The 17,154-nt window shown below is 61.4% G+C and carries 15 protein-coding genes; 6 read left to right on the top strand and 9 right to left on the bottom strand.

What is annotated here, in order from left to right; all coding sequences use genetic code 11:
* Entirely contained in the window at positions 1–1,017 is a 1,017-nt protein-coding gene (locus ACI3KW_RS16430) for a Gfo/Idh/MocA family protein (protein WP_404848970.1), read from the bottom strand.
* A 283-nt stretch (positions 1,018–1,300) separates the two neighbouring features.
* On the opposite strand from ACI3KW_RS16430, the gene ACI3KW_RS16425 reads away from it, so the two are divergent.
* The 6 genes from ACI3KW_RS16425 to ACI3KW_RS16400 all read left to right on the top strand — a co-directional run bounded on the left by ACI3KW_RS16425 (position 1,301) and on the right by ACI3KW_RS16400 (position 7,429).
* On the top strand, positions 1,301–2,584 hold the full coding sequence (locus ACI3KW_RS16425) for an ABC transporter substrate-binding protein (protein ID WP_404848969.1): 1,284 nt from the start codon (positions 1,301–1,303) through the stop codon (positions 2,582–2,584).
* A 62-nt stretch (positions 2,585–2,646) separates the two neighbouring features.
* Positions 2,647–3,645 (top strand): carbohydrate ABC transporter permease, encoded by a 999-nt coding sequence (locus tag ACI3KW_RS16420; protein WP_404848968.1) that lies wholly within the window; start codon positions 2,647–2,649, stop codon positions 3,643–3,645.
* The gene (locus tag ACI3KW_RS16415) at positions 3,638–4,723 is read left to right on the top strand and encodes a carbohydrate ABC transporter permease (RefSeq protein ID WP_404848967.1); all 1,086 of its coding nucleotides are present in this window, start codon (positions 3,638–3,640) and stop codon (positions 4,721–4,723) included. The genes ACI3KW_RS16420 and ACI3KW_RS16415 overlap by 8 nt, the downstream gene beginning before the upstream one ends.
* A gap of 11 nt (positions 4,724–4,734) precedes the next feature.
* Positions 4,735–5,826, top strand: coding sequence for an ABC transporter ATP-binding protein (locus ACI3KW_RS16410; protein WP_404848966.1), 1,092 nt, complete (start codon positions 4,735–4,737; stop codon positions 5,824–5,826).
* Complete coding sequence (gene uxuA / locus ACI3KW_RS16405; RefSeq protein WP_404848965.1) at positions 5,823–7,058, top strand: mannonate dehydratase; 1,236 nt, start codon at positions 5,823–5,825, stop codon at positions 7,056–7,058. The genes ACI3KW_RS16410 and uxuA overlap by 4 nt, the downstream gene beginning before the upstream one ends.
* 242 nt (positions 7,059–7,300) lie before the next feature.
* A complete protein-coding gene (locus ACI3KW_RS16400; RefSeq protein ID WP_404849057.1) occupies positions 7,301–7,429 on the top strand; it encodes a LysR family transcriptional regulator in 129 nt (42 codons plus the stop codon).
* 124 nt (positions 7,430–7,553) lie between these two features.
* Here the strand turns inward: ACI3KW_RS16400 and ACI3KW_RS16395 are convergent, their stop codons facing one another.
* The 8 genes from ACI3KW_RS16395 to phnA form a co-directional block, all read right to left on the bottom strand.
* Positions 7,554–7,784, bottom strand: coding sequence for a hypothetical protein (locus tag ACI3KW_RS16395; protein WP_404848964.1), 231 nt, complete (start codon positions 7,782–7,784; stop codon positions 7,554–7,556).
* A gap of 242 nt (positions 7,785–8,026) precedes the next feature.
* A complete protein-coding gene (locus ACI3KW_RS16390; protein WP_404848963.1) occupies positions 8,027–8,935 on the bottom strand; it encodes a PHP domain-containing protein in 909 nt (302 codons plus the stop codon).
* Positions 8,925–10,589, bottom strand: coding sequence for a dipeptide ABC transporter ATP-binding protein (locus ACI3KW_RS16385; protein ID WP_404848962.1), 1,665 nt, complete (start codon positions 10,587–10,589; stop codon positions 8,925–8,927). Before ACI3KW_RS16385 ends, ACI3KW_RS16390 begins: the two co-directional genes overlap by 11 nt.
* A gap of 1 nt (position 10,590) precedes the next feature.
* Positions 10,591–11,475: an ABC transporter permease gene (locus ACI3KW_RS16380; protein WP_404848961.1), complete on the bottom strand. Its 885-nt coding sequence runs from the start codon at positions 11,473–11,475 to the stop codon at positions 10,591–10,593.
* A complete protein-coding gene (locus ACI3KW_RS16375; protein WP_404848960.1) occupies positions 11,468–12,445 on the bottom strand; it encodes an ABC transporter permease in 978 nt (325 codons plus the stop codon). The genes ACI3KW_RS16380 and ACI3KW_RS16375 overlap by 8 nt, the downstream gene beginning before the upstream one ends.
* A 53-nt stretch (positions 12,446–12,498) precedes the next feature.
* Positions 12,499–14,148, bottom strand: coding sequence for an ABC transporter substrate-binding protein (locus ACI3KW_RS16370; RefSeq protein WP_404848959.1), 1,650 nt, complete (start codon positions 14,146–14,148; stop codon positions 12,499–12,501).
* 258 nt (positions 14,149–14,406) lie between these two features.
* The gene (gene phnY, locus ACI3KW_RS16365; protein WP_404848958.1) at positions 14,407–15,861 is read right to left on the bottom strand and encodes a phosphonoacetaldehyde dehydrogenase; all 1,455 of its coding nucleotides are present in this window, start codon (positions 15,859–15,861) and stop codon (positions 14,407–14,409) included.
* 11 nt (positions 15,862–15,872) lie between these two features.
* Complete coding sequence (phnA, locus tag ACI3KW_RS16360) at positions 15,873–17,135, bottom strand: phosphonoacetate hydrolase (protein ID WP_404848957.1); 1,263 nt, start codon at positions 17,133–17,135, stop codon at positions 15,873–15,875.
* Positions 17,136–17,154: the final 19 nt, after the last annotated feature.

The following is a 17,154-nucleotide window of genomic DNA, read 5'->3' as shown; positions in this document are numbered from 1 at the left end:
CTATCCTTTAGGCTGGGAAGAAATGTTGACGGCTCTGCTCTGCGCATCGAGGGACAGCCGGCAGACCTCATAGACATGCTGCTGGGACATTGCAGTCGCGGTGCGGTCGCGGACATCGGCGGCAAAGCTGGCGAAATAGTCGAGCTCTTCGTTGGAGCAATCGATATGTTCTACGCCATGCTTGTTGACGAGGAAAAGGTGGTCCTTGCCGTCGCGGCCGGCGATATCGACATATTTGCGCAACTCGATATAGCCCTCGGTGCCCAATATGGTGAGCCGGCCATCGCCCCAGGTCGGCAGGCCATCCGGAGTGAACCAATCGACGCGGACATAACCGGAGGCCTTGTCGCTGCGCAGCAGCAGATCGCCGAAATCCTCGAATTGAGGCGCCTGCGGATTGGCGAAATTAGCGACCTGGGACGTGACGATTTCGGCGGTTTCGGAGCCGGTGTAGAACAGGAATTGATCGATCTGGTGGGAGGCGATGTCGACGATGATGCCGCCGAATGCGTCATGTTGCCAGAACCAGTCGGGCCGGGAATTGCCCAGGCGATGCGGCCCGGTGCCCAAGGTCTGGATGACCCTGCCGATGGCGCCCTCGGCAACCAGCTTGCCAGCCTTGACTGCCGAGCGAACGCTATGCCGCTCGGTGAAGCAGATCGAGAAGATGCGCCCGGTTTCGCTCACGGCCTGCTGCACCGCCTCGAGCTGGGCGTAGGTGGTAAGGCCGGGCTTATCGACCATGACATCCTTGCCCGCCCGCATGGCCTGGATCGCCAGGCCCGCACGGTCTTTCGGAATGGCGGCAATGCAGATCACGTCAATGCTGGAATCGGCAAACAGCGTTTCTCGATCAATCTGGGGAACTTCCGGATAGGTTTGCGCAAAGCTCTCGACCAGGCTTGGAATCGAGGTTTGGGGGCAATAGCCGACAAACTCGGCGCCGGCCTTGATCAGCCCCTTGGCATGATCGAAAATATGTCCGTGGTCGATGCCGACGACCGCAAATCTAACCATTTCAGGCATTTCCTCCACTACTGGCGAGCCAGTGCAGGCTCATTAATTGGTCAAACCAGATAGGCATTCTGTTTTCCTGTCAAGGACCAATGGCTGACCAGAAAGTCCGAAATTTTCGCCTTTCTGTGGAATTATCACGTACAAACCTTGGCATTCTTTGGTCCCTATCGTGTTCCGCCCAATCTGGTCATACCAGAAGGCTTGACATTGTGGTCTTACCAAAACAAGCTTGAGTCCAGCGGCTGTTTCAAACGCAGCGCATTCCTGGAGGGAGGAATTGGAATTGAAACGCACTGGATTGAGGACCACGACCGCGCTGGCTTTGGTGATTGCCGCCGCGCCGATTAGCCTTGCTTACGGGCAGCAGATCACCCTGTGGGCCGGCGATACCGGCAGCGGGGGCAAGATCTTCGCCGAAATGGCCAAGACGTTCGAGGCCGAAAATCCCGGCGTCACGGTCAATGTGGAGGAAGTGAGCTACCAGACGCTGGTGGAAAGCTTGCCCGTGCAACTGGAAGCCGGCGAAGGGCCGGACATCGCCATCATCACCGATCTGGGTGGGCTGAGCCGCTTCTATCAGGACATCACACCCTATGTTGACGCGGCCTATTTCGAGCAGGAATGGGGCCAGACGCTGCAATGGCTGCGCGGCGGCGATGCGGCGAGCGCGGCCATTTACGGCATGCCGACGACGCTCACCGTCAACGGCGCCTATGTGAATCTGACCCTGTTCGAGCAGGCTGGCGTGCCGGTTCCCGCCGAGGGCGCAACCTGGCAGGAATGGGCCGAGGCAACGCGGCAGGTCGCACAGGCCACCAATACCGAATTTGCCATGGAAATGGACCGGTCAGGCCACCGCTTTGCCAGCCTTGCCATCAGCTATGGCGCGCAATTGGTCGATGAGGCGGGGCACCCCGTGGTCGACGATGGCCTGCGTGCCGCCATCGAGCAATTCGTCGCCTGGCACCAGGACGGCACCATGCCGATGGACCTCTGGGGCGCCGTCGGCGGCGCGACGCATCGTGAACTGTTTTCCGATTTCCTCAATGCCAACACGGTTCTCTATTTCGGCGGCTCCTGGACGCTGGCGCAGATGGATAGCGAAGTCGGCGATCTGTTCGACTGGGCCGTCGTTCCGGCGCCTTGCGGGCCATCGTCGTGCACGGTGATGCCGGGCGGCGGCGCCATGACCGTGTTCTCCCATACCCAGAATGCCGAGATTGCCGGGAAACTGATCAACTTTTTTGCCCAGCCGGAAAACCTCGATCACTACATCTCAACCGAAGTCGAGATTCCGTCCGCGGCCTCGCAAATCGCCAATGGGGTGGAATATCCAACGGCCTCGGCCCGTACCTCCGAGGCGCTGGCTACATTCATCAACCAGATTCCAAAGATGGATGCCGCCGCCTATCGTTTCCAGGGCTGGCGCTATCAGCGGGCGATGATGAATGCACTGACCACCCGCATCAGCCAGGTGCTCAACAATGAGCTGACGGTGGATGCCGCGATGGAACGCATCAAGGAAGACGTCAACCTCGCCATTCAAGCGGTCGGCGGACAGCCCTGATCGCAGCGGCCGCCCCGTTCTGTGCGGGGCGGCCTTATCCATCCAATTCAAGGAACAGTCTCATGAGCGCAAGGGTTCAACTCGCCTCGGCCGCTGGCGCGATCCTGTCATTGCCGGCGCGCCTCATCGAGCCGGCAATGTCGGGTATCCAGCGAGGGGTCGGCATCAAGCGGATGCCGTGGGTCTTCCTGCTGCCCAACCTGGTCGCCGTCGTGCTGTTCGCCCTGCTGCCGGTCTTCATCAACATCTTCTATTCGGTTAGCGGCAGCGACCGGTTGTTCCCCTGGGATCGTCCTTTTGTCGGCGGCGCCAATTACCAGAGCCTGCTCGATTGCGGCAATTATCTCGATCCCTCCACCTGCTCGCGCGACCTGTTCTGGCGGGCCTTAGGCAATACGATGGTGTTCGTGCCGGTGCAGGTGATCTGCATGATCGCCGTCGCCCTGCTGACCGCCATCTGCCTGAACCGCGACATTATCGGCCGTGGTTTCTTCCGCGGCATCTTCTTCTTTCCCGTCATGCTGTCCCCCGTGGTGGTGGCGCTGACCTGGCAGTGGATCCTGCAGCGCAACGGGGCGCTCAACGGGCTGATTTCGGCGGCCGGCCTGACGCCGGTCAATTGGCTGATCTTCCCCAATACGGCATTCTTCTGGTCGGTTTTCGTGACCGTTTGGGCCCATATGGGCTTCTACACGATCATTCTGCTGGCCGGGCTGCAGGCCATTCCACGCGATGTCTACGAGGCGGCCAAGATGGACTCTGCCTCCCCGTGGCGGGTGTTCACCCGGATCACGCTGCCGCTGCTCAAGCCCGTCATGCTGGTGGTTTTCATCCTGGCGGTGATCCGCTCGGTGCAGACTTTCGACGAGCTCTATGTGCTCACCGGTGGTGGCCCCGGCTCGGCCACCATGCTGATGGTCCAGTACATCTACGAAGTCGGCTTCGCCACTCAGCCCCGCAATTTCGGCTTGGCGGCTGCCGCGTCGCTGTTCCTGGGACTGGCACTCCTGATTTTCACCGGTATCCAGATGCGCATTTCGCGAGGTGGCAATAATGACTGATCTCAGCGAAGCCAAACCAGCAGTGTCGATCGTTGAATTCGCCACGCGCCGGCGCGGCCGCAAGCGGCTCGATTGGACCGACTGGCTGACTTATCTCTACCTGTTCCTTGGGCTGCTGGTGATGTTTACGCCGGTGCTGTGGGTGGCCATTTCCTCCCTCAAGACGCCGGCAAACCTCACCGAATTTCCGCCGACGCTGCTGCCCTATGCGGCCCAGACCGTAGTGGTGGACGGCCATGATGAACCCCTGCCCTTGTTTGACGTGGTGGGCGAGGATGGCCAGACCCGTCAGCTGGCGCAATTGCGTCGGGTCGGCATCCAGGCGCAGATGATCGATCCCGCCAATCCGCAGGAGCGGATCGTGGTGCCGGTGGGCAATGCGACGCCGGTCCGGCAATTGCACCTTGCCACCGAGAACTACACCAATCTGCTGAGCAGTTCCGGCGGGCAGTTGTGGCGCTATCTGTTCAACAGTCTCTTCATCACGGTGGTGGCAACCATCATCACGCTGGTGATGAATTCCATGGCGGCCTTTGCGCTGTCCAAATATCGCTTCCGCGGCTCCAACGTGGCGCTGGTCTCGATCCTCGCCACCCTGATGATCCCGGCAACCGTGGTGCTGGTTCCCACCTATATGATCGTTGCCCAGCTTGGACTGGTCGGCAATCTGTGGGGCGTCATCCTGCCGACCGTGGCCACGCCGACCGGCGTTTTCCTGTTGCGACAATATATGCTGACCATTCCGGACGAATTGATCGAGGCGGCCCGCATGGATCATGCCAGCGAATGGCGGATCTTCTGGCGCATCATCCTGCCGCTGTCCTCCCCGGCTTTGGCGGTTGTCGCGATCTTCTCGATCCTGTCGCGCTGGAACGACTTCCTGTTGCCGCTGGTCGTGCTGACCCGGCGCGAGTCCTACACGCTGCAACTGGCCCTGGCCTCGTTTCAGACCGAATACGGCGTGCGCTACGAAATCCTGCTGGCGATGACGACGCTAACGGCGCTGCCGCTCGCCTTCGCCTTCATCTTCCTGCAACGCTACATTACCAGCGGCATTGCCTCGACCGGTATCAAGTAAGGACCATATTGATGGCCAATCTCACGCTTCAAAATGTCAAGAAATCCTTCGGTGCCGTCGAAGTCATCCCTGGCGTTGACCTCGAGATCATGGATGGCGAGTTCGTCGTTTTCGTTGGTCCCTCGGGCTGCGGCAAGTCCACCCTGCTCCGGCTGATTGCGGGACTCGAAGACGTCTCGGATGGCGACATCCGCATCGACAATGCCAGCGTCGTCGACGTACCTGCCGCCGACCGCGGCGTGGCCATGGTGTTTCAGTCCTATGCGCTTTATCCGCATATGACGGTGCGGGAAAATCTCAGCTTCGGGCTCGAGAACATTCGCATGGACAAGGCCGAGATCAACCGCCGCGTCTCCGATGCCGCCCGGCTGCTGCAGATCGAGCAATTGCTGGAGCGACGGCCAAAGCAATTGTCGGGCGGACAACGCCAGCGTGTCGCCATCGGCCGCGCCATCACCCGTGATCCCAAGATATTCCTGTTCGATGAGCCGCTATCCAACCTCGATGCGGAACTGCGCGTGCTGATGCGGGTCGAGATTACCAAGCTGCATGAACGGCTGGGCAATACGATGATCTATGTGACGCATGATCAGATCGAGGCCATGACCATGGCAGACAAGATTGTCGTGTTGCGCAAGGGCGTTATCGAACAGGTCGGCGCACCGCTCGAACTCTACAACCAGCCGCGCAATCTGTTTGTCGCGGGCTTTATCGGTTCGCCGCGGATGAATTTCATCGAGGGCAAGGCGTCCGCCGCTGCCTCCGGGCAGGTGGTGTTCGAAGCGCCCGGCTTGCCGCCGCTGACCCTGCCGGGTGCCTTGGCACAGCCGCTGGCCGCGGCTCCAGCAACGCTGGGAATCCGGCCCGAGGATTTCGTGGTGTCCCGCAATGCAGAGAGCGGCTGGCCGGTCACGGTTGGGGTCGCCGAGCAATATGGCGCCAATAGCTACCTGCACTGCACCCTGGCGGGCGAGGTGCCGATCCTGGTGCATGAGGCCGGCCAGAGCCTGGCCAAGCGCGGCGACGTGCTCTATCTGGCGCCGCGCGAAAACCATTGGCACCTGTTCGGCGCCGACGGGGCCGCCATCGAGCGCCAGGCATGATCGAAACCTGGCGCTGGTTCGGCCCGTCCGACGTCACCACCATTTCCGACATCATGCAGACGGGTGCCACCGGCATCGTCTCCGCCTTGCACCATGTTCCCGACGGCGCAGTCTGGTCCGCGAGCGAGATCGCCAGACGCCAGGCTCAGATCGGCACGACACTCGACGGTCGCGCTTCGGGCTTGGTCTGGCTGGTGGTGGAAAGCCTGCCGGTGTCAGAGGACATCAAACGGCAGACCGGTGGGTGGCGCGAGCACATTGCCAATTACAAGCTGAGCCTGCAAAACCTGGCAGCCGCCGGTATTTCAACGGTCTGCTACAATTTCATGCCGGTCATCGACTGGACCCGCACCGACCTAGCCTGGCGACTGCCGCATGGCGGCACCTGCATGCGGTTCGACGCGATCGACTTCGCAGCCTTCGACATTCACCTGCTACAGCGCAAAGGCGCGGCCGAGAGCGTTTCGCAAGCTGTCGCAGCCGAAGCCATGGCACGCTTCAAGCGCATGAGCGACGCCGACAAACAGAAGCTGGCGGCAAGCGTGCTGGCAGGATTGCCCGGAGCCGCTGACCGATTGTCGGTCGACACCGTGCAGGAACATCTGGCGCGGTATGGCGACATATCGAGCGAGCGATTGCGCCGGCATTTATTCGATTTTCTTGAAGAAGTGGTGCCGCTTGCGGCGGGGCTCGGCATACGTCTCTGCTGCCATCCGGACGATCCCCCGTTTTCCCTGATGGGCCTGCCGCGCATCATGTCGACCGAAGCCGATTATCGCGCCATGCTCGCTCATCTGCCGGATGCGGCCAACGGGATGACCCTGTGTTCCGGCGCGCTCGGGGCGCGCCCGGATAACGATCTTGCCGGCATCATGCGGCGCCTGGGCGATCGCGTGCATTTCCTGCATCTGCGCAATGTGCGGCTGGAAGGCGACGGCGTGGGCGGCTCGTTCCACGAAAGCGAGCATCTGGACGGCAGCGTCGACATGGTCGCGCTGATCAGAGCAATCGTTGACGAGGAAGCGCGGCGCAAGGCCGCCGGACGCTCCGACGCGATAATCCCGATGCGGCCCGATCATGGCCAGGACATTCTCGACGACCTGAACCGTGGCGGGCAGCCAGGCTATCCGCTGATCGGCCGGTTGAAGGGATTGGCGGAACTGAGGGGTGTGGCGCGGGCGCTCGCAAGCGGGTTGGCGGGGCAGCTTTCATCCGCCGCGAGCCACAGGTAAACTCAAGCCAGTTGCGGACAAATCACACGGCGTCGTTCAGCGCCGATCCAAATGCGGGCAGCCGAGCACTGGCTGCTCACCTATGCAACGGCCTGGGTTGTCTTTCCCCTCAGGCGGGCCGATCCTGCCCACGATAGCTCCAAGAAAGCGCCTGTCGTCCGCCGGCCGCGCTTGGGTGGTCCGGAGTTTATCGAGTGATTTTCAACTGCTACACGCTGGATCTGAGAGCCTTCATCGCTCTAATGGAGGTTGCCAATTTCCGGCGTGCTGCCGACGTTCTCAACATGTCACAGCCAGCATTATCTCGGCGTATCCAGAAGCTGGAAGGCACAGTGGGGGGCAGTTGTTTCAGCGCACGACCCGACAGGTGACGCCCACCGCCATTGGCCGCGAGCTCGAGCCGCTGGCACGGCCGCTGATCGATGAGTTTGATGCGTCGCTGTTCTCGTTCAGCGTTAGCAGACCGCCGGAACTGCGCCCAGGGATCCACCAAGATCAGGAATCGGCAAACACTTCGTCGCGCGAGCGTCGAATGGATGGCAGCACGGCCATGACCAGCGCGATGACAGCCACCAGCAGCAACCCGGCCGAGAGCGGGGAGTGAATGAAGGTTGAGGGATCGCCATTGGAAATGATCAGCGCCTGACGCAGCTTTTGCTCGAGCAGGTCGCCCAGCACGAAGCCCAGTGCCAGGGCGCGGCTTCGAACCCAGCTTGAACAGGCCATATCCGACCAACCCAAAGATTGCCGCCATAACCACGTGCGCCGGAGAGGTCCCTTGTCACGAGGGAAGCCCTCTTGCTTCCGCCAACGGCGTGACCACTTCATTGCTGACGCCCAAGCTCACTAGCGGACTGAGGATTTATGCGCGCATGGCTCGGGCGTATAGCCCACGGGGACCCACGGCCACACTGGACGGCAGATGCAATCGACGTCGATCACGACGAAGGCGGGCTCCGCCGTGTTCGCTAACAATAAAATGGGTTTGACCAGGCGAGCTTGCCATCTTCGGACATCACCATAACGCGGTACCAGCTCCCCTCGAATTTTTTCAACGGGAGACGCGCGGAGGTTATGCCATCGCCCGAAATCGCTTCGTTTTTGGACCCGCGGCCGACGACCATAATCTGGATGGCTTCCGAACACTCGATGGCCACCGTTCCCTCGGCGACGACGATATTCTCGATGCTCGGACCCTGGGTTGAGTAGTAATGGCCGGCTTTTAGCGCTTCAACCAGCTCTTCCGGTTCGTTGCGCTCGGATTTCACCATCACCCAGCCGCCGAAGGCGTCGCGGTTACGGTCGCCCTCATAAAACCAATGCGCGTCGTCGGCGGCTGTAGCGTTGATGTGCCGGCCGGCGGTGAGGAGCGCATCGAGATAATAGGCCCCGCCGCCGCGGGCCTGCCGGACCTGGCTGGTGTGGTTATAGACTTCCACGGCATGGGCGCCCGGGATGGACTGGGCATCGCCCAGCGTCAGCGCGTACCATTCGGGATGCGGGATGACGACGAAGGCGCCGGCGTCGAGACAGCGCTGGGCGAGCTTCGAGCCGGTTTCGTCCTGCCGGTTCGGCTCGAAATCGAGCGGCAGGCCGACGGCGAGGATGTGCCAGTGCTCGCCGCCCTCGGTGGCAAGGGCATGGCATTCGGCGCCGGGAATGGTGGTGAAGCTATTGGTGCGGTAGGCCGACGTGTCGACCACCGGATAGTCATAGGCGGGCAGGAAATGATCGGACAGGCAGAGGAAGTCGTAGCCGCGCTCACGATAGCGCTTGCAGACTTCTTCCGGGTCCAGCAGGCCATCGGAACGCGTCGAATGGGTATGCAAATTGCCCTTGTAGAAGCGGCCCGGGGCGGAAAAGGCGTTAGCTGACATGCTGGAGAGTCCTGTTGGTGGAATGCGCAGAAGCGCTGGCAAACGCTTGCAATAGATTTTTCGTGTAGGTCGAGTTGGGATTGGACAGGATGGTGCCGGTGTCGGCGTAGTCGCGGATTTCGCCCGCCTCCAGCACCAGCATCTGGTCTGACATCTCGGCGACTACAGGCAGATCATGCGAGATAAAGAGATAGGCCGTATTGTGCTCGCGCTGCAGCCGCTTCATCTGTTTGAGCACTTGAGCCTGAACCGTGACATCGAGCGCCGATGTCACCTCATCGCACAGTACCAAGTCCGGCTTGCAAGCGAACGCCCGTGCGATGGCCACACGTTGCTGCTGACCGCCCGATAGCTGCCGTGGCGAGCGGGTGAGCAGGCGTGCATCGAGATCGAGTTCTTCGAGCAATTGCACCACCCGGTCGCGGCTGGCAGCGCGCGTCATGCCAAAGAAGATCTGCAGCGGGCGGGCGATGATCTGCTCCACACTATGCTGCGGATTGAGCGAGGATGCGGGATCCTGGAAGATGAGCTGAACGCGCCGCCGCAATTCACGGCCGCGACCATTGGCCAGGCCCGAAAGGGGCTGGCCGTCGAAGATGATCTTGCCACTATTGCCGTGCACCAGACCGGCAACCAGGCTGGCAAGCGTGGACTTGCCGCTGCCCGATTCTCCGACGACGCCCAAGGTGGAGCCGGCAGGTATGGACAATGTAATGTCCTTGAGGGTGTGACGGGCAGGCGGCGCCGGGAAGAATCGTGACATCAACCGCGAACGTTTGCCGCCATAGCTGAAATCGAGATCGCGAATGCTCAGGATCGGCGGCGCTGTGGCCAGTCGGACCGGCTCGGACCGCGAGTTCGTCCGCAGCTTGGGGATGGCCGCGATGAGCGTTCTGGCATAGTCGGTCTTGGGTGCGGTGAAGACCTCCCTGGTCGGGCCATCCTCCAGCACCTTGCCATGCTGCATGACGAGGACCCGGTCGCACATGCGGGCGACGACGTTCAGGTCGTGGCTCACATAGATCAGCGTGGTAGTAGTACGCTTCTGCAAGCGGCTGACCAGATCGAGCACCTGCGTCTCCACGGTCTTGTCGAGGGCTGTGGTCGGCTCATCGAGGACGATCAGCTCCGGTTCGGCCACCAGCGCCGCGGCAATGACGACCCGCTGGCGCTGGCCGCCGGACAGCTGGTGGGGGTAGCGCGCGAAGATCGCCGAAGGATCGGGCAGTTCCATGCTGGCCAGCAGCTCGATCGCCTTCTGCCTGGGCGAAACGCCGCCGGCCGCGTTGTGTGTCCGGATCAACTCGACCAGGTGCTGCCCGATAGTGCGATGCGGGGTTAGCGCGGAAAGTGGGTTCTGTGGCACCATGGCAGCGTGGCCGCCGCGGTACCGGTGTAACGCTTCCCCGGTGAGCGCAAAGACGTCGGTCCCGCCCACCATGAGGGCGCCACCCGCAATGCGCGCGCCGGGCCGTGTATAGGCAAGAAAGGCGCGGGCCAGCGATGACTTGCCGCAACCGCTTTCACCAACAATGCCGAGCGTCTCGCCCTTCCCGATGGAAAAGCTGACATCATCGATGGCGGCCAGCTCGGTTTGCGGGCCGGTCTTGTAGACAAGTTTGAGATTGCGAACATCAATATGGGGCGTGGTCATCTCAGCCAAGCTCCGCTGTGGTGATGCCGAAGGCGCGCGAGAGACCATCAACCATGAAATTGACGCCGATGATCAGGCTGGAGAGCATGATGGCGGGCAGCAGCAGAAACCATGGATCGGTGAAGATGACACCCATGGCTTCCTGCACCATCAGACCCCAATCGGGGGTGGGCTGGCTGATGCCGAGGCCCAGGAACGAGAGTGCGCTGATGCGAAGCACTGCCGAGGAGACCCGGACTGCCAATTCCACGCCAAGCAGGCCGATCAGGTTGGGCAGAATTTCACGCAGCATGACGGCCAGGCGCGTTTCGCCCCGCAATTCGGCCGAGCGCACGAAATCGAGCGTCGATAGAGTGATGGTCTTGGCGCGGATAACGCGGACCACGCCACAGGTATAGACCAGGGCCACGACGGGGATCAGCGCACCGGGTCCGGTGCCCAGCGCCAGAATGAGAATGGCAATCAGGATCAAATCGGGAATCGCCATCATCGCATCGACGATGCGCATGATGATCTCGTCGGCCCGACCACCAACATAACCAGCTATGACGCCGAGCGCGGTCCCAACCACCACGGCGATGGCGACGCCAAGGAAGGAAACCATCAAGGCGATGCGACCACCAGCGATGATGCGGCTGAAATAGTCGCGCCCGATCTGGTCCGTTCCCATCAAAAACTCCCAGGAGGGATGTTGCAACGGGGCGCCGACCAGGGCGCTGGTGTCATAGGGCGCCAATAGCGGTGCGAGGAGTGCCAGGAGCAGGTGGGCGACCACGAGGATGACCCCGATCAATGTCGCGGGCTCGGACAGGGCGCGCCGTAGGCGCCGCGACCGCAGAAAGCCGGGCAAAGGGCGAAGGGGCGTTGAAACCGGGATATCAGCCATTTTGAGGCCTCGTGCGAACGCGGGGATCGAGAGCGAGGATGGCGAGGTCCGCCAGCAGGTTGGCGACGATCACCGCCAGGGCGGCGAGGAAGGCGATGGCCTGGATGGTGGGGATTTCCCGCTGCGAAAGGGCACGCAGCAACTCGCCGCCGGCGCCCGGATACTTGAACACCGCCTCCACCACGACCGATCCGGACAGCAGGCCGGCAACAAAGGTGGCCGTGCCATTGAGCATCGGAATCAACGCGGCCGGCAGGGCGTGAACAAGGCTAATGCGCCAGGTGGGGATACCGGCCAGCCGGGCGCGCTCGACATAGTCGCTGTTCAGCGCCTCCACCATGCCGGCGCGAAGCAACCGGAATTGATAGGCGACGCCGTGAACGCAAAGCGCCAGGACCGGAAGAATGGAAGCCGCGAGGATAGTCAGCTTGGGGGCGTTGGTGGGCGCCAGGATCACCGCCGGGGCCAGGCCGAGCCAGACCGCGAAGACGATGACAAAGAGGTTGCTGACCACGAAGTCGGGCATGGAATAGGTGAACAGCGTCGTCGCGCTGATGGTCGTGTCGAGGCGTCCGCCGGGTTTAAGGCTGGCCAGCGTGCCCAGCGAGATCACCATGGCCAACATGACGACGAGCGCGACACCGGCCAGGATGGCGGAGTTGACCATGGGATGAAAGATTCGCGCCGCCACCGGCTCGTGCTTGATGATCGTGGTGCCGAAATCGAAGGTCATCAGCCGGGTCCATACTTCGAGGAAGCGGACCGGGATGGGACGGTCAAGTCCCAGCTCGCTGCGCATCTCATCGAGCTGGGCCGGGCTATAGAACTGCAGCTCTTCTGCCGGAATGGTGGCTGTCAGCGCGTCGCCCGGCAGCACCTCCGTTCCCAGGAACACGATCAAAGCCGTGACGCTGAGAATGAGAAACGCCATCAGCAGGCGCCGCCCGGTCATTGCTAATATCTGTGACATAGCGCGATCCTGGATGTGGAAAGGGGCGCGTGACGCGCCCCTCGGTTCAGGTCTTAGGATTCGATCCAGACGTCATCAAACCGGCTCGACCAGTTCTGCGAGTGCGATTTCAGGTTCTTCACGGTCGGAGCATGCGCTAACATGTTGCGGCGGCCCCCCAGCACAATGGCAGGGGTATCCGACTGGATGATCCGCTGCAGCTCCTGATACATTCCCAGGCGTTTTTCCGCGCTCGGCTCGGCGATCGTTTCGGCGTAGAGCTTGGCAAATGCATCCGCGCTCTCGCCTGTCCAGGCACCCTTTTCCTGCTCGTTTGCCACCATGCGTCCAAGATTGATCGCCGCGTTGCGTGGCCCCACCACACCAGCCGAAGGACGTCCGTAGGGCTCGTTGACCGACTTTACGTAGGCGTCAAAACCGTCGGTCGGCATCTCACGGATTTCCATGTTGATCCCCCCCTTTTTCAGCGATTCAACCACGATCGCCATGATGCGAGGCATTTCCGGGAAAGAGGGCGAGAACACGATGGGCGGCAGGTCGATGCCGTTCGCATAGCCGGCCTCGGCCAATAGCTTCTTTGCGGCCTCGACATCATACGCCTTGTCGCGCGCCAGGAACTCTGCGTTGAGCCCCGACATCTGGGTATCGTTTCCGACCCAGGTGCCCGGATCATTGTAGACGATGCTGTTGATCGCCTGGCGGTCGATGCTCAGGCTCACGGCGAGGCGAACGCGCGGATCATTCCAGGCGATATCGAGGTTCTTGGGCAGAGCGATCAGGAACTGGTCGCCACCGGCAGATTTGTGGATGATGCCGCCATCGGTCTCATACTGGCCAGCGGTGGTCGGATCGATATTGAAAACGGCATTGAACTGCCCCGAGCGGAAGCCGTTGATCGCGGTCTGGGAATTGACCACATAACCTTCGAGTTCATCGAGGAATGGACGTCCGGTCAGCCAGTAGTTCTCGTTTCGAACCGCCTTGAAGCCGCGACGATTGTCGACCTCGACCAGCTTGAACGGACCTGTGCCAATGCCATCCGTAAAAATGACATCCGGTTCGGCTGCCGGCACGACCACCAACCGATATTCGGCCAGGGCATAGGGCCATTCGGCGTAAGGCGCATTCAGAGTGAACCGGACGGCATAGGGACCCTGCGCCTCAATCTTTTCGAACCACTTGGTAATGAAGCTACTGCCCTTCTGCGCAATATGCGCATTGAAAGAGGCAACCACGTCATCCGACGTCATTTCCTTGCCGTTGTGGAACAGCACGCCTTCGCGCAGCTTGAAATCCCATACCTTGAGCGTTTCATCGGTCGCGGCCCAGCTTTCGGCCAGTTCACCTTGCAGATTATAGTCGTGATCGACCCATACCAGGCTGTTCCACACCGAACGCGTCAGCAGATCGATCCAGTAATAGGGATGCTTGCCATTGTCGGAGGTACCGACGGCCCAATTGGGGTAGGTCTGAGCGTAGACCAGCTTGCCGCCCGTCTTCGGCACGGCGCCGTCAGGCAGCGCGGCCCAGCCTGGAAGCGCTCCGTCCTGCGCGAATGCAAAACTTCCGAGCATTGACTGCAAGCCGAGTGTGGATGCGCCGAACCCTAGCAGTCTCAAAAAATCTCTTTTGGAAATCGTTGTCACGTCGTGCTCCAGTTTCTGCCGCGACAGCGCGGCGAGCCATCCCAAACTTTCACTCATGCGACCTGATCTCGGCGTCTTTTACGGCGACGTATGCCAGGAGCGATAAGGCAGGCTCGCACCGCACTACGTTCCGGTCCAATCTCATCTATCTATGGAGTGTATAGATCAAATCTATCGATCGGCGAGTTACATTGATCAAATGACAGTTTTGCGACAGTACTTGAGCGGGTGCAGGCATGGAGATAACGCAGCAACTTGGGCGGCTGAGCGCTGGATGGCCACTGCGGCGACAAACTCAGCCGCAGTGGCAACAGATCACCACGGCAGGGAGAAGGTCTTGACGTTGGTGTAGCTCTTCATCGCTTCGATGACGCCTTCCTTATAGCCGTTCCCCGAATCCTTGATGCCGCCGAAGGGGCTCATCTCAATGCGGTAGCCCGGAACTTCCCAGATGTTTACCGTGCCAACTTCGAGCCCGGCGATGTATTTCTGCATACGCCGGAAATCGTTGGTACAGACCCCCGAGGACAGCCCGAAGGCGGTCGAGTTTGACAGCGCGATGAGTTCATCGTCATCGTCCGGCGCGCGGATGATCGGGATGATCGGACCGAAGGTCTCTTCCATAACCAGCTCGGAGCCGTGCGGCACGTGATCGACCACGATGGGGGGCAATAGCGCACCACGACGGCCCGGGTGGTAGAGGATTTCGGCGCCCTGCTCTGCGGCGATATGGACGCGGTCTTCGAAGAGCCTGGCCGCGCGCTCGCTGACGACAGTCCCCAGGTCCGTCGAGCGGTCCATCGGGTCACCGAACCGCAATTTCTTGGCGCGTTCCAGCACTAGGGGGACAAACCGGTCTGCCACGCGCTCCTGCACTAGGATGCGCTTGACCGCGGTGCAGCGTTGGCCGGAGTTCTTGGTGGCGCCGGCAACGGCCAGGTCTGCGGCGCGCGCCAGATCGTCGTCAGACAGATCGTTGAGGATAATCAGCGGATCGTTGCCGCCCAACTCAAGAACCTGGCGCTTGTAGCCGGCCTTGGACGCAATCAGCTTGCCCACCGGCACACCACCGGTGAAGGTGATGAGATCGATGTCCGGGTTGGTGATCATCTCGTCGCCGATATCCGTCGGCCAGCCAGTGACCACCGACAGCATCTCCGGCGGCAGTCCCGCCTCATAGAGAATATCCGCCAGGACGAGCGCGGTCATTGGGGTCAGCTCGGTCGGCTTGAGCACGACGCAATTGTTGGTGGCGATGGCCGGCGCCACCTTGTGCGACACCATGTTGAGCGGGTGGTTAAACGGGGTGATTGCCGAGATCGCGTTCAGCGGCTCGCGCGTCGTGAAAATCTTGCGCGCCTTGCCGTGTGGAGTGAGGTCGCAGGAAAAGATCTGCCCGTCATCTTGGATGCACATCTGCCCGGTCAGGGTGAAGACGTCGAAGGCACGGCCAACCTCATAGAGCGAATCCAGCTTGGAAATGCCCAGCTCCAGCGTGATGAGGTCGGAGATCTCCTCTTTGCGCGCGTTTAGCGCATCGGCGGTCTTGAGCAGGATCAGCTGCCGCTCGTAGCGGCTCAGCTTGGGCTTGTAAGCTGCCGCGATCTGGAAGGCACGTCGCGCGTGTTCGGCCCCGCCCGCTGGAACAGTGCCAATGACACGGTTGTCCCAAGGGTAATAAACTTTGACAACGCCTTCGGCATCGACCTTTTGGCCGGCAATGCGCATCGGCTCGTGCCGTACCGCCACGTTCTTTTCTACCACGTTCATGATGGCCGCCCCTAATTTGCGGGCTGCGCGGCAGCCAGCGTCGCGTAGTAGAACGCATCGAAATTGCGCAAGGCCGGCGCGTCGGGTTGGTCGGGCAGCACGCGGTTGGTGATGAACGGCACTGCCTGTTCGGTGAGCCCGCCATGCGAGCGCAACGGCTCGTTGAGCGCCGCCAGGTCGTGGCGGTGTTCACTGGTGCCGATGGTCTTGTTCTCGCCCGAGATCATCACGATGTCCCCGATCCGGTCCTCCGGCAGTTCGAACCGGCAGCAGGCCTCTTCGCGATCGACCACCAGGATCATGTCTTCGACGCCCTGCAACCGGGCGATGATATCGGCGCGGTCAGCGCCCTTGGGCAGGTAGGCAGTGGCGAACGAGCCCAGCGCCCCGTGGTGCACCACATAGGGGTCGGTAATCGGCAGAATGACCCGGGCCGCGTCCTTGCCCAGCCACTCGTCGAGCAGGTCCTGCACATAGACCACATTGGGCGAACCGTCCGCATGGTGCTTGGGCTTCATGCCATGATCGGCGGTCACTACGATGGCGGCGCCCAGCGCGTCCAGCTCCGCCAGGTAGCGGTCGAACATCTCGTAGAAGTCGTTGGCCTGCTTCACCCCTGGTGCGTATTTGTGCTGCACATAATCGGTGGTGGTAAGATACATGACGTCGGGACGCCATTCTCTGAGCAGCTTCACCCCCGCCGCAAACACGAATTCCGACAATTCGGCCGAATAAACTTCCGGCACCGGCCGGCCCAGCCATTTGGAAGCGTTGTCGATGCCGTGCTGCGCCATTGTGGTGGTGTCGGATTTTTCCGACGAAAAGCAGATCGCCCGATCTTCGTTAAAGCGCAGTCCGTGGCCGAGCAGCGAGCGCAGCTTGTCCTTGGCCGTCACCACGGCCACCCTGGCGCCAGCGTCGTAGAACGCCTGGAACACTGTCGGCGCCCGCAGGAACTTGGGGTCATTCATCATCACCTCTTCACCCGTCTCCGGGTTGTAGAGGTAGTTGCCGCAAATGCCGTGCACGGCCGGCGGCCGCCCGGTCGCAATCGACATATTATTGGGGTTGGTAAAGCTGGGAATGACGCTGAATGCGGTCCGCACCGTACCCTTGGCCTTGATCCGCTCCAGCGCCGGCATCAATCCGGCCTTGATCGCCTCGTCCAGATAGGCCGGCTCACAGCCGTCCAGGCAGATAGCAATTGCCGGCACGCGCGGCCAAGGATAACTGCGTCCGTTCGCATTCACCGCAATTGGGGACATCTGGTTCATAGGGTTTCCTTGGCCTGGT

The organism is Devosia sp. ZW T5_3 (genome assembly GCF_044987315.1).
Lineage (GTDB): Bacteria > Pseudomonadota > Alphaproteobacteria > Rhizobiales > Devosiaceae > Devosia.
Note: the sequence above shows the minus strand (reverse complement) of the source record. Positions and strands in the feature narration are given on the sequence as shown.